At 60.2% G+C, this 12,394-nt stretch carries 10 protein-coding genes and 2 pseudogenes; 4 read left to right on the forward strand and 8 right to left on the reverse strand.

The genetic code is table 11. From position 1 onward, the window contains the following. Positions 1-195: 195 nt before the first annotated feature. Both istB and istA read right to left on the reverse strand, forming a co-directional pair. Positions 196-966: an IS21-like element helper ATPase IstB gene (istB, locus tag OKW41_RS14245; RefSeq protein ID WP_187639674.1), complete on the reverse strand. Its 771-nt coding sequence runs from the start codon at positions 964-966 to the stop codon at positions 196-198. Beyond that, the gene (gene istA, locus OKW41_RS14250; protein WP_429573416.1) at positions 963-2,627 is read right to left on the reverse strand and encodes an IS21 family transposase; all 1,665 of its coding nucleotides are present in this window, start codon (positions 2,625-2,627) and stop codon (positions 963-965) included. The genes istB and istA overlap by 4 nt, the downstream gene beginning before the upstream one ends. A 406-nt stretch (positions 2,628-3,033) precedes the next feature. On the opposite strand from istA, the gene OKW41_RS14255 reads away from it, so the two are divergent. After that, positions 3,034-3,822 (forward strand): hypothetical protein, encoded by a 789-nt coding sequence (locus OKW41_RS14255; RefSeq protein ID WP_429573417.1) that lies wholly within the window; start codon positions 3,034-3,036, stop codon positions 3,820-3,822. 278 nt (positions 3,823-4,100) lie between these two features. Here OKW41_RS14255 and OKW41_RS14260 read toward each other — a convergent pair whose 3' ends face one another. The 4 genes from OKW41_RS14260 to OKW41_RS14275 all read right to left on the reverse strand — a co-directional run bounded on the left by OKW41_RS14260 (position 4,101) and on the right by OKW41_RS14275 (position 7,874). Continuing rightward, a complete protein-coding gene (locus tag OKW41_RS14260; protein ID WP_429572916.1) occupies positions 4,101-5,081 on the reverse strand; it encodes a plasmid partitioning protein RepB C-terminal domain-containing protein in 981 nt (326 codons plus the stop codon). After that, positions 5,078-5,980, reverse strand: a complete 903-nt coding sequence (locus OKW41_RS14265; RefSeq protein ID WP_429572917.1) for a plasmid partitioning protein RepB C-terminal domain-containing protein — start codon at positions 5,978-5,980, stop codon at positions 5,078-5,080. Before OKW41_RS14265 ends, OKW41_RS14260 begins: the two co-directional genes overlap by 4 nt. After that, positions 5,904-7,541, reverse strand: coding sequence for a recombinase family protein (locus OKW41_RS14270; protein ID WP_429572918.1), 1,638 nt, complete (start codon positions 7,539-7,541; stop codon positions 5,904-5,906). The genes OKW41_RS14265 and OKW41_RS14270 overlap by 77 nt, the downstream gene beginning before the upstream one ends. A gap of 144 nt (positions 7,542-7,685) precedes the next feature. Beyond that, the gene (locus tag OKW41_RS14275) at positions 7,686-7,874 is read right to left on the reverse strand and encodes a hypothetical protein (RefSeq protein WP_429572919.1); all 189 of its coding nucleotides are present in this window, start codon (positions 7,872-7,874) and stop codon (positions 7,686-7,688) included. Between the two features lie 534 nt (positions 7,875-8,408). On the opposite strand from OKW41_RS14275, the gene OKW41_RS14280 reads away from it, so the two are divergent. From OKW41_RS14280 to OKW41_RS14290, 3 genes and pseudogenes are all read left to right on the forward strand, one after another. Continuing rightward, positions 8,409-8,786: a hypothetical protein gene (locus OKW41_RS14280; RefSeq protein ID WP_429572920.1), complete on the forward strand. Its 378-nt coding sequence runs from the start codon at positions 8,409-8,411 to the stop codon at positions 8,784-8,786. 151 nt (positions 8,787-8,937) lie between these two features. Then, positions 8,938-9,035, forward strand: a pseudogene (locus OKW41_RS14285) (IS6 family transposase); the annotation flags it as partial. A gap of 531 nt (positions 9,036-9,566) precedes the next feature. Next, the gene (locus OKW41_RS14290) at positions 9,567-10,736 is read left to right on the forward strand and encodes an MFS transporter (RefSeq protein ID WP_429572921.1); all 1,170 of its coding nucleotides are present in this window, start codon (positions 9,567-9,569) and stop codon (positions 10,734-10,736) included. Positions 10,737-10,784: 48 nt separating this feature from the next. On the opposite strand, the pseudogene OKW41_RS14295 reads toward OKW41_RS14290, so the two are convergent. After that, positions 10,785-11,880, reverse strand: a pseudogene (locus OKW41_RS14295) (AI-2E family transporter). A 248-nt stretch (positions 11,881-12,128) separates the two neighbouring features. Continuing rightward, entirely contained in the window at positions 12,129-12,311 is a 183-nt protein-coding gene (locus OKW41_RS14300; RefSeq protein WP_429572922.1) for a CsbD family protein, read from the reverse strand. Between the last annotated feature and the right edge of the window lie 83 nt (positions 12,312-12,394).

Consider the following 12,394-nt stretch of genomic DNA (forward strand, 5'->3'; position numbering starts at 1 on the left):
GGTTATCCCGCGTTGCCGTCCCTCCAGCTTACCGCTCGGTTACGCGTGGAAATCGCGCTCGGGCAGTCGCGGAATCCCTGCTCGATTTGCCGTGGAATCGACGCTCGGCTTGCTGTGGAATCCGTGCTCGGTTCGCCGTGGAATTGGTGTTCGGTTTGGTGTGGAATACGCATGCAGCAGGACTAAGGGTTTTATTTAGCTGGTTTTCGTTTTTCTCGCAAGCGTTTCAGCGGCCTCTTTAAGGCGATAGCTGCGACCATCGAACTCGAGCAGGTGGCAGTGATGCATGAGCCGGTCGAGGATCGTGGTGCTCATCGTGTTGTCGCCCAGGTATGCGCCCCAATCCTGCACAACGCGGTTGGATGTGACGACAACGCTGCGATGCAGTTTGTAGCGTTGATGGATCAGTGTTTGCAGCAGCGCGCCAGCGGCGTCGGGGATCGTACGCGACAGGAACAGGTCGTCCAGCACGAGCAGATCGCTTTCGAGGATGGCTCGCAGCCGGGCTTCGCGCTGGGCAGTCGGGCTCAGCGCGTACCGGTTAAAGAAGTCGTCGGTCTCAAGATACTGAACCTTGTGGCCTTGCAGGACGGCCTGGTAGGCGACGGCCTTCGCAACGTGCGATTTGCCGGTGCCAGGTTTGCCGATGATCAGCGCGTTGTCGCCGGCCGCGATGAACTTCAGCGTGTGTAGCTGGAAGCAGGTCTGGCGAGGCACTTTGGGATTGAAGCCCCAGTCGAATTCGGCGAGCGTGAGTTTGTCTTCGAGGCCGGAGAGCTTGTAGCGGCGTTCGATGAGCCGGGACTGGCGGCGATCCAGTTCGTCCTGCAGGATCAGTGCGAAGGTTTCAAGGAACGGCTGCTGGGAGCCTTGGGCCTGCAGCACGCGCGTTTCAAGTGTGTCGCGTACGCCGGACAGACGAAGCTGTCCGAGGGCCCGTTCGATTTCCGGTAATGTCATGGTCATGCCTGCGTTTCTCCCGTCGGAGGTTGAGGTTCGGCGCCGTGCTGCGCACCGAGGGTAAAGAGTTCGCCGTATTCGGCGGCAGGACGGATCAGCGGGTGGTCCTGCGTGAGAGGCAGTTCGAGTTGCGGTGCCTGATCGAGACGCTCGAGTGCCTGTTCGAACAGCTGCTCGACGATCGCGCGCACCTGTTTGTACCGGTAGACGTGATGACGTAGTGCGTGGTCGCAGGCCTGTTCAACGAGCCGGGCGGGATACTTCTTCGCCAGACCGACGATGCCCCACATGGCGCGATGGCCGACGCGACCTTCGCTGTCGAACATGTGTTGGCAAAGCGCCTTTGTTTGCGGCCCGATGTCGCCAGCGCTCGCGAGCAGGAAGGCGCTCTGGCGGGACGGATTGAACGGGCGTTCGTCTTCGGGCAGTTCAAGCGAACCGGCCTGCAGGGCGCGAGGATGGGTGCGCAGCAAGGCCTGCGTACGGCGATCGCGAATCTCGATGGTGGAATCGTAGATCCGCACTGAAACGAGACTACCGATCGGTGCGGGTCGTGCCGCATAGTTGCTGCGATCGATGTTGACAGTGGTGTCGTCCCAGACGGTACGCACGACCTCCATGAAGTAGCGAAAGCCGGTGGTCGGCAACGCCCGCAGATGCGGCCTCTCCTCCTGGAACATGGCCTCAACCTGTCGCCGGGTGCTGCCATGAATGCGTTTGGCCGCCCAGTTCGCCTCCCAGTGCATCAGGAATTCGTTCTGGGCTTCGAGCGACTCGAAACGGCGGCCGGCGAGCGCGGTGCCCTGCGTATGTTGAATGGCGTTCTCGACGGTCCCCTTTCGATTCGGGTCGCGCACTCGGGCAGGGTCGGCGACGACGCCGTAATGCTCGAGCATCGCCTCATAGAGCCGGTTGATCTCGGGTTCGTATAGATCGGGCGTGATGACGCCCTCCCGGAGATTGTCCAGGACGACATAACTGACAGCGCCGCCGAAGTAGCGGAAGGCTTCTTCGTGAAGCTGGGCCCAGACCTGCTTGCTGGACTTCCAGACCACGCGCCGGAAACTGCGCCGCGAATACCGCAGGGTCATCACGAACAACCGCGGGCGTCGGTAGCGGCCGGTCTTCGGATCGCGGGTCAGTGCGCCTTCGCCATAGTCGACCTGGGCTTCTTCGCCGGGGGCGAACGCGAGACGGTCGAACTGCTCGGGATCAATGTGGCGCAAGGCGCGCACGAAACGCTTGACGCTCTCGTAGCTCGCGGTGAATGCGAACTGATCGGCCAGATCCTGATAGATCGCCTGCGCGTTGCGCCTCAGGCGGACCTGCTGCTCGATCCATTCGCGGTGTGGTTCGCTTGCCGAGCGGGCGAAATTGAACGTTGTGGCCGCGCTGGAATCGGCGGTTGCCGGTGGTCGCGACGGTGGGGGAGTTTGCGGTTCAGCGGTTTCAGAGCCGGTGGTCGCCGTGGGGGAGTTTGCCGAAGCGGACTTCTCGGACTCGAAGATCGCCTGATAGCGACGGATCGTCTTGCGGTCGATGCCCGTGAGCCGCTGGATCTGGCGCTGGCTCTTGTTACGCTCTAGTAGTGTGAATACGGTGCTTTGCAGGTGCGGCTTCAAGACGTTCACTCCCTGAACTCCTTCTTGTTCGAAGGAGACGAAGATAGACGTCCTGCAACACCTCTCCCGGCAGCTTTAGTGGCTCAGCCGACGGTCGTCAGGTGGGGGAATTTGAAGTGACCATACCCGGGGGAGTTTGACCGACCGCCGGGGTGATCGACGCCGCGAAGTCGTCGAGCCACGTCGATTCGCGTTTTTACACAGCCTGGACCCACATCTGCCCTTCGACCCGACGCGATCGTTGCGGCAGCTTCCAAAGTGGAACAGCCATTCGAGCAACCGTCTTGGCCGGGAAGTTCTCGGCCTTTGCCGCCGTTGGGTTTGCTGAGCTGACGAAGAACGAATCAAGCGGGTGCCTACGGCCGCTGTCGCGCGGTCGCGTTGACCGTGCAAGGCTTTGCGATAGACTACCTTGATCCTGGAGGGGTTTGTCGTGGCTGATCTTAAAACCATGTTGGTCCGTTCGAACGCGGCTTGCGCCCTGTTTTGCATGTCGCTGCTGACGCACGCCGGGACGTCGGCAGACCCAGCCACGGTTACCCATGCGACCGAGCCTGAAATATCTGCCTCTGCAGATGTCCTGTCGACTCGGCCTTTCGTGGGCGACGACCCGGTTGCCATCAGAGACGCCTTGGCGGAGCAGAGCTTCGATGCCAACTCGCCTTCGTTGAGCGATCGCATCAGAAACCTGATCCACGTCCCTGTCCTTAAGGCGCCACGCGATCTCGACTTGCCGAAAGCCAGTCTCGACCGCGACCTGGCTTTCGTCGTACCGGCGCCCTACGGAATACGATATCAGTCAAAGACGCACCTGTTGACGGTAAACGTAGATCTATCCGAGGATGACAATCCGGGAGTGATCCTGCTCAAGAAGACCATAACCGGACCACGCGGTCGAGGGCTTGTGGTGGCGCCTGAGGCGAAGGCCAAGGGATACATCCAACACATCGATCTGATTGAACTCAAGTCCGGCAAACGGAGCAAAACCAGGGTTCACGGACGCGTGACACTCTCGCAGGCGGCGTTCGACGAAGCGAATGGAGACTTCGCGATTGTGCTGATGTGTAGCATGGCGCCGCCTTACCTGACCGACCGACGCGAACATAGCGATCCCAGCAACGACGAGCCCACAGACATCACAACAAGAACCTCGACGCTGTACACGAACATTCGCGCCATCTGGCTGGTGAGCCCGCAGCGGGGTATCGTGCTATCGAAGAAGCTGCATCTGTCGAAGTAAAATCCCTTGATTGTTTTTTTGAGATCGCAGTACCGGAATGGTCGCCCGTAAGCTGTGACCCTTTGCAACAATTAATTGAGTGCGGGCAATGCGTCGGTACACCTTCTCTCGTTCGAAAGAGAGATAGTCTCACTCGTTCGGACAGTCGCGACCGGCGACTGTGTGGTCAAATTGAGCCCCCGATTTTATGGTTCACGATTGCGGGGCTTTTGCGATGCAGCATTCCGTGGACGCATCAACCAGTAAATGCCGACGACAACGTTGCTGCGCGAAGCACGTTATCCAGGTGACGCAGTGCTGGGCAGCTTTTCCCCGATCCGACGAAAATTCTTTGACCTTGGCCCGCTAGAATCCGATGCAGACCGTGCATCCCTCGCTTCCTGGCTGATGGTCTCAAATTGCGTCGCAAAGTCAGGATGATGGTCCTTTAACCAACGGGCAAGACGCTCGTTCCTGAGGAGCGTGGCAACGTAAGCAGCGGAAACGGTGAGATGTAGGTGCTCAATACCATATCGTTCGTCGGTTTGTGCCACGGTCGTCTGAAGCGTAGCCAGTTCACGCTCAAGACGGACGAGCTGCTCTGCGACTTCCTTGCCCCGTTTCCCACGAACGCCAGCTCCGCACTCGAGCTGCTCCGGCGGAGTGGCGGCGACAATTGCTCGCGCAAAGGCCGACGTGAAGTTTCCCTGCCCGCACATAAGTTCGACGGCCTCCATTTGCCGCGGCGGCTTCATCAACTTCAGCGCCTTGAAGGTTGTCGCTGGACAGGCCTTGTCCGCAAGTAGCGCAGCGGCCCCATCCGATATTCCATCAAGAAGGCTTGCCCTGCGCTTCACCGTATTGACCTCAATGCCTAGTACTGACGCTATCCGTTCGCGTGGTACACCGTGCTCGATTGCCTTTGCAATCATGCGTGCGTCCTGCGCCGATGTCAGCCGGCTGATGTGTTTGTTGTATGTGTACGCCTCATCGTCTGTCGCAATGAGGCACAAGGCTTCGTTCATCCCCAGGCGGCGCAGAGCCTCTATCCGCAGTCTCCCATCGAGGATGCGAAATCTGTCATCGGTATCTTCGACTCGCACCACAATCAGGGGTTCAACGAGACCAACAGTCGCGACGGAGGCGAGAATCTGCAGGAATTTTATGCTCGACGTAGCGGTGTGCGGGAGCGGCCTTGACGACTCGAGCGCGTTCAGCTGTAGCACGACCGGCTGGCTCTCAAATGCGACCTTCAGGGGTTTCGCTGGCAGCTTGTTCATGACTGCCCCTCGGCGCGGATACGTTGGTCCAGAATTCGGGGAAGACTCGTGAGGCCCTCTTGCTCCAGCAGCTTGATGAATCCTTCGTCACGCATTAACTGCCGCATCGCATGAACAATGAATAGCAGTCGTGCATGGGTCAACTCAACCCTTTTTGCGAGGACCCTCTGACGGTCACTTTCTCGCATATAGAGACGACGTAGTTGCTCTGGAGCCAGTTCCCGACGATGGGCAGCGGTCGGCCCCGAGAAAACAGGCGGAGCCTTTCCACCCGACCTCATGCGTCGGCTCAACAGCCTGCGGACAACTGCGAGCTGGGGGCCCTTTAATGTTCCATCCTCATACGCTTCCAGCAACGCGGCCTGGACCTCAGCGTCGTTGGAGCGTGCAATGTGCATGGCGATAGCAATGGGCATAGTGCCGGCTTCGACAGCGTTTATGAGTCGTTCTTCGCCGTGGTCGAGGAGAAACATCAGGTTTTCCAGATACGCAACGGACAGGCCAACTTTGTCCGCGACAATGCCGTCTGGGTATCCTCCCTTGCGTAGGCTTTGAATGTCCCTGAGTAGTTCCAGGGTAGTATGGTTTCGTCTCGCAACGTTTTCAACCAGCGACATGACGAGGCACTCATCTTCGGCCCTGTCAACAACATGTGCAGGAATGATGTCATGGCCGAGGGCCTGCACCGCCTCGAGTCGTCCCTGACCGCAAACCAGGTCAAACTGAGCGATATCGTCTGAGCATGGCCTACGGCTCACCGTAATGGGCTTTTTCAATCCCACCGCCGCGATGCTTTCCGTCATCGCCTGCTTTTGACGCTTGCTACGGGTCCGCGGATTCAGCACCCGAATCTGCTGGACCGGAATATCTGTGATTGGAATCAGAGGATTGCCTGCCATCGTATGCCTCCATGTGAGACCGCGCTGCCAGCTCAAGCAGAATGCTTTCGTCCGGATAGCGGAACATCTCGAAAGGCCCGCTACTTCCGCTTCGGATGGACATTGAGAAGTCGTAGCCGGGTGCCAGACTGCCCCGCGGGAACACATAGAAGTCGAGCGGGGTTTCAAGTGCGGAGTCCAGCCGCAATACGACTAGAAGGTCGGGGGAGCAGTAGGTCGGCCACCGCGCTCGCCAGCGCGGGCTGCGACGGTCGTACTGAAGTATCAGGCGAACGGTGAATCTGATGACCAGTTCGTCACCTATCCGGATGGTGCTTCCGTCCACGGAGATTTCCACACGATGGCCTTGTGCCACCAGCGCATCAGTCGTCCTTTCAATGCAGCGTTGCAAGGCAGTTCGAGACGCATGAAAGGCCTTAGGGCCTGGGCGATAGTAACGTGGCTCATATCCGACGCGCTCATAGGCAATATTCAAGCTGCCGAATCGCCTGCAATAGGTCTTTTCTGCCGGCATCGACGGGGTCCGGTCGATTTCTCTCGCGCTGACGACCTCGGCGGAACACACGAAGTCGCGAAGCTTTTTCAGAATCTCCTCATCACTGAGATTTCTTGTCCTCTGCGTCCGGATCTGCTCGGCTGTTTCGAACGTACCACGGTCGACGAGAGGCGGAAAAGCGCCCACCGAACGAGTCCATTCCGACGCGGGATTCCTTTGCCAGTTGGCATCGAGTTTACTTGACGTCCGGGCGTAGAGATTATTTCCGATGTATTTTTCGCCGCTCAGAATGCTGGTAATAAGCTGGGGATTCCAGGGGCGGCCATACGCGTTGCAGATGCCGAACGCATTCAGTCTCTCCGCAATTCTGTTGCATCCGAGTCCTTGACGTATGTACCAGTCGTAGATGCGCAGAACGAGCGCCACTTCATGAGCCTCACCGGGCGTCACGATAACTCTGTCTGTCTTGATGTTTTTGTGTTCCCTCGGGCGCAGGGCACCTTTAACGGTTCCGTCCGACGCGACCAGGACCCGTTGCAGTCCATATCCGGGAGTTGCTCCCTGCCAGAAGCCTCGCTCGGCAAGTCGGCATTGGCCGATAAAAACCTTTCGGGAGAGTTCACGGCTGTATTCGCCCGCCATTGCCCGCTTGAGCGCTTTCATTAACGCCGCCGCCGGACTGCCATCCCAGCCAAACAGTTCCGCGCAGTACACAACCTGCACACCTGCCTGGCGGCAGACGTACTCATAGTGCGCGCTCTCATCGACGTCCTGAAAGCGTCCCCACCGGCTAACGTCGTACACCAGTACAACGCTGAAGGTACGGCTGGGCGACTGTACATCCCGAAGCAGTTGGACGAGAGCCTGCCGCCCTTTTAACGACACACCGCTTTTTCCGGCGTCTTCGTAAGTTGCTACGACAGTTAGCCCCTGCGCGACCGCGAACTCTGCGATGATCCGCTTCTGGTTCTCGGTCGAGTACTGCTGGAACTCGGTAGACATGCGCACATACTGTGCTGCGAGCCTGCCGGCGAGGGAAGGCGATGTAGCAGCCCATGCGGGCATCTCCGTCTCCTGTCTTCCGCAGTAATTAGTGATAGTTCGGTGCACAGGCAAGTCAAGGAGCGCAAACGTCAAGATCCAGGCTATTCATCGAGGCCTCCCGCTGCGTGACCCTTGGGTTCTCCGCGAAGCGTCTGGATGAATTTTTTATTTCGGTCGCGCCCTGAGCGCGCGTATCGCGTATGCGGTTAAATAAACGAAGTTGCACTCGGGCGTCTTCGCAAAGGTCACCAGACACCCAAAGCGTTTAGCTCGCTTGAGCGGTTTGGCCACAATCTGCCGGTGGTACTGCCGTTCCTCGTTTAATAGCAACTGAACGGCTTTCTCGTCCTTCATTCTCGCCCCCGTTTTGTCCGAACACCGATCGAATCTCGCGCGCAGAGCCGGACGGCTGCGGCCGTGGCTCGGCTCTGCAGGTACACTCAAGCGACGCCGCGATGACTTGAGGCCTCTCTTCGACCGACAACGTTGTGCCGCTCGATGCCTGACGATGGATAATTGCCGTTAAGGATCCGAATGAATCCGAGTACTCGCGGAAACCTTGCCCGAGAGGAGAGGCAGCTAGAGAAGAGCAGCTATGGCGGAGGGTTTTCTGGTGACTGATCCCGACCAGACCACACCGGGCTATGGTTACAGGTCCGGACATGAGTAGCATGCCGCTTTCATGCAGAGGCTGCCACATGCGCAAGGTTCCTGGCGGCTTCGATACCGCTCAGGAGTCCCGTCAAAACGCGACAATGCTTTGCGAACTCATTACATCAGGGTCCAGATCTCCTGTTGTGCAGGGCAAAAGCAGGTTAAATTATCGGTTTGATAACTCCGTCCGGCTGTCGAAGGCTTGATCGAAGGGGCGCGACAGGAACCCGCGCGATGGAAATGCACCTCTTGCACTACAATCTGGACGATGAAGCTCGAACTGAACTGCTAGGGTATCTGGTGGTCGTCCAACTCATCGCGCGAGCCAGAACTGGGCAATGGCTTGAAACAGCGCATGTCTGCGAATCTGTACTGCTTTGGCTCTCCGCTAACGGTGGCAATTGCGGTGCCCGGGAACGCTCTGACTTGTCGCGGCTTTCGGTCGAGGTGGCTGAACAGTTTCTCGGATTACCGCCGTTCGAGGACGAAGCCAGTTTAATTCAAATGATCCTGGCCCTGACCCGTCTTGACTATCGCAAAGCCGACGTGAAAAAAATACTAGCTGTTTGCGGTGATTACATCACGCGTCGTCATGGCGCAGGCCAGTCCTGAGCGGACAGTCAAAGCATGCCGGACGGTCCGACACGATCGGCTGCGACGTTGCATTCGACACGCAACCGCCTGACCACCGCGGGCCTCGACGGTGACCGATCGCCCCGACTGGCATTCTCAATTTCAGTGCGCAACACGGTAATATGCCCGCATAAAGGCAAACAGATCACCCTATCATGGCTTTCGCTTTCCGGCAGCGACCATCAGTTGCGCGGTAAGTTGGTCCACCGCTTCAATCTCAGCCGGCGCGGAGCGCGAGGCGTGACGCGCCCACTTCGCCAATCCCTTTGAGGCGTATTCGACGCCTCCCCGCAAGTGCCGCACGGTCCTGTGCGTATGGGCAGGCGTCGAATAACCCTGAACGACAGTACGCGTTCGTTGAAGTCGGTAGCGGTCGTTCGTCGCTGCTACTAGGCGAACGACCGGTGAGCAGCCGTAAGCAGGCATGCTAGCGTCAACGCACGAATGTCAGCTGTGGCCGACTAACGGCCGGATGATGCTCCGTCGTCGCACCAAAGACCGATCGCAAACAGAGACTCCCTTGATCCGCCCCTTGTTTCCGTGGCGTCGACTGCCCATACGCACCATAACGGACAACCGGGCAAGTGCGCCGCTGCGCCAAGTCCCCCTTGTAGACACGGTTTTCGCACAAGTCGAACTGTGTAATGTACCTTTCAAAAAGAATACGTGCTTTTCTGGAGCGTGCGTGTCTCAACCCCTTAGAAAGCACGGCACAAAAAGGAAGAATCGGCACTTATCTCCTGCCCAAGTTAAAGATTTATGGTTCCCGGACCAGCGCCGGCCGCGTTCGCGACGGCCGTATCCGCGTATTCGTGGTGCTCGGGGCTGTCGGGCCTGTTCGCGGCGACCTATATCGACCGATTCGACCGGCGCCGTCTGCTGCTCACCATTTACGCGCTGTTCGCGCTGTCGAACCTCGCGTGCGCGCTCGCGTCGAGCTTCGCGCTGCTGCTCGCCGCGCGCGCGTTCGCGGGCATCACGGGCGGCGTGCTCGGCTCCGTGATCATGGCGATCGTCGGCGACGTGATCCCGCTGCAACGGCGCGGCGCCGCGACCGGCACGATCATGACCGCGTTCTCGCTCGCGGCGATCGCCGGCGTGCCGGCCGGCGTGATGCTCGGCGCGCAGTTCGGCTGGGCGGCGCCGTTCTTCCTGCTGGTCGCGTTGTCGCTGCTGGTGTGGTTCGCGGCCTCGCAACAGGTGCCGTCGCTGGCCGCGCATCTGAGCCGCCGGCAGCCGCCGCTCGCGGAAGTACTGCCCGAGCTGTGGCGCCTGCTGAGCAACCGAAGCCATCTGAACGCGTTCGCGCTGACGTTCATGATGATGATCGCGCACATGCTGGTGATCCCGTTCATTGCGCCGATGCTGGTCGCCAATCACGGCGTCGCGCCGCGACAGCTGTCGTGGCTGTACATGGCCGGCGGCGCGGCGACCTTCTTCACGTCGCGCCTCGTCGGCAGATTCGCCGACCGCTTCGGCACGCAGCGCGTGTTCCGCTGCGCGGCGCTGCTGTCGTTCGTGCCGGTGCTGTTCATCACGCATCTGCCGAACCTGCCGTTCTACGCGCTCGTGCTGTTCTTCCCGTGCTTCCTCGTGTTGATGAACGGCCGCATGGTGCCGATGCAGGCACTGCTGACCACGGTCCCCGAGCCCGCGCGACGCGGTGCGTTCCTGAGCGCGAACAGCGCGCTGCAGGCGCTCGGCACCGGCACTGGCGCGTGGCTCGGCGGCTTGATGCTGAGCACGTCGGCTGATGGCCGCATCGCCGGGTATGGAACCGTCGGCTGGGCGGCGGTGGCGGTCGCATGCGCGGCGGTGCTGTGGGTCTCGCGCGTGAAGGGCGTGCCGCGCGAAGTGGCGGCGGCCAGCGCCGCTGGCGCGACGATGCCTCGCGCCGGCATCGAAGCTCACATCGCTGAAGAAGGTTAGCGATGCCAGGCAGCGCGCAGTGTCGCTGCGCCAACTGCGCGCCGCGCGTTACGCCTCATCGTCGGCGCTGCCCGTCAGCGCGCGCCGCGCGGCCTCGCCCTGCCCGTGCGACGCCGAGTAAAACACGCGCGCCCGGCCGATCACGATTTTTAGCGTCGCGATGACGGGCCACCGCGAGAAAAATCCCAGCGACGCCGCCAAGCTGATCGCCCGCGAGCAGTCCGACGATCACCAGAAACGGACTGACCTCGACGCCTTCGCTCATCAGATACGGATTGAGCACGTAGTCCTGGAACAGCCGGTACAGCCCGATAAAAATCACGAGCCACAACAGGTGCGGATAGCCGCTGAACACGGCGACCACGAGCGTGATCGCGACCGCGGCAAGCGGCCCCGCGAACGGCACGAATTCGAGCAGCCCGGCGCTGACCGCGAGCAGAAACGCGTACGGCACGCCGAGCAGCGAGAACACGACGCCGTAGCTAAATAGCGTGGCGAGCGACAGAAACAGCAGCGCGCGCACGTACTTCGACAGCAGCACGTTCAGATCGTCGACGATCTCGTTCCACAGCACGCGATGCCGGCTGTTCAGCAACGCCAGAAACGCGTCGCGCATCCGTTCGCCGTCCTTGATCAGCAGGAAGCTCAGGATCGGAATCAGCACCAGGTAGATCAGGTTGCTCGCCGCGTGGACGACGCCGAGCCCAAGGCTGCGCGCCAACGGCACGGCCTTGTCGGAACCGGTCTCGATCTGGCTGCGCACGAAATCGACGATCCGCTCGCGCAGCGGTTCGAGAAAATGCGGAAGCGGAAAACGGTTCGGCACATCGGTGCGCAGCAGCGCGGGCAGCTGCGTGAAGAGGCGCGTCGCCTGATCCTGCAATTCCACGCCGAACAGTGAGCCAACCACCGCGAGCAGCGCGACCACGACGACGAACACGACCGCGATCGACACGACGCGCGGCATGCGGCGCGGCCTCACGCGTTCGACCAGCACCACCATCGGGTAGATCAGATAGCTGAAAAACACCGCGAACACGACGACGAGCACCGTCGTCGACGCGATATAGATGAGGAAAAATAGCAGCGCGAGCAGAGACGCGGTCCAGACTTTCCTGGCCGCGCCGACGTCAAATCCCAGCATGAAGCGTCCTCGAATGGGCGATACGGCGCCGGCGCGACGAGTGCGCCGGCTGACTCTGGACCGTAACAGAAATTTACACGTTGCGTGTGTCGAACGCCGCGCCGCGAGGGCGCGACGCGGCGAGCACCGGCGTCGTGCGAGGCGCTACGCTCGCGGTGCGTCATTGCACGGCTTGCGTGCCTGACTTGATGCGCCCGAAACCGGGGGGCAGGATAAATGAAGCTGCGGGTACGTGAAGTTTCGGCTCGCTAACTCTTAACACGCTCTCGTACCTCTTCGGTTTCTTCGCCGATTCTCGCCTGTATCCTGCCGGCTATTTTTTCGGCCGCTCCTTCGGCCTGTTTCGCGCGATTGCCGGTGACCTTGCCAATCGCTTCCTTGACCGAGCCCTTGAGCTCCTTCGCTGTACCTTCTGCACGATTCCTGTCCATGGTGCCTTCCTGCTAGGTTTGACTGTGGAGTTGCCTGCTGGTGTTGCAACGAAACAGCCAACGTACGGCGCGACGCGCCTCGT

The sequence above is a fragment of the Paraburkholderia sp. UCT70 genome (assembly GCF_050434085.1).
Taxonomy (GTDB): Bacteria; Pseudomonadota; Gammaproteobacteria; order Burkholderiales; family Burkholderiaceae; genus Paraburkholderia; species Paraburkholderia tuberum.

Coding starts and splice junctions, on each gene's coding strand:
- istB (WP_187639674.1), bottom strand. CDS start 966: ATGACCATGACATTACCGGAAATCGAACGGGCCCTCGGACAGCTTCGT.
- OKW41_RS14255 (WP_429573417.1), top strand. CDS start 3,034: ATGTTGGTCCGTTCGAACGCGGCTTGCGCCCTGTTTTGCATGTCGCTG.
- OKW41_RS14260 (WP_429572916.1), bottom strand. CDS start 5,081: ATGAACAAGCTGCCAGCGAAACCCCTGAAGGTCGCATTTGAGAGCCAG.
- OKW41_RS14265 (WP_429572917.1), bottom strand. CDS start 5,980: ATGGCAGGCAATCCTCTGATTCCAATCACAGATATTCCGGTCCAGCAG.
- OKW41_RS14270 (WP_429572918.1), bottom strand. CDS start 7,541: ATGCCCGCATGGGCTGCTACATCGCCTTCCCTCGCCGGCAGGCTCGCA.
- OKW41_RS14275 (WP_429572919.1), bottom strand. CDS start 7,874: ATGAAGGACGAGAAAGCCGTTCAGTTGCTATTAAACGAGGAACGGCAG.
- OKW41_RS14280 (WP_429572920.1), top strand. CDS start 8,409: ATGGAAATGCACCTCTTGCACTACAATCTGGACGATGAAGCTCGAACT.
- OKW41_RS14290 (WP_429572921.1), top strand. CDS start 9,567: ATGGTTCCCGGACCAGCGCCGGCCGCGTTCGCGACGGCCGTATCCGCG.
- OKW41_RS14300 (WP_429572922.1), bottom strand. CDS start 12,311: ATGGACAGGAATCGTGCAGAAGGTACAGCGAAGGAGCTCAAGGGCTCG.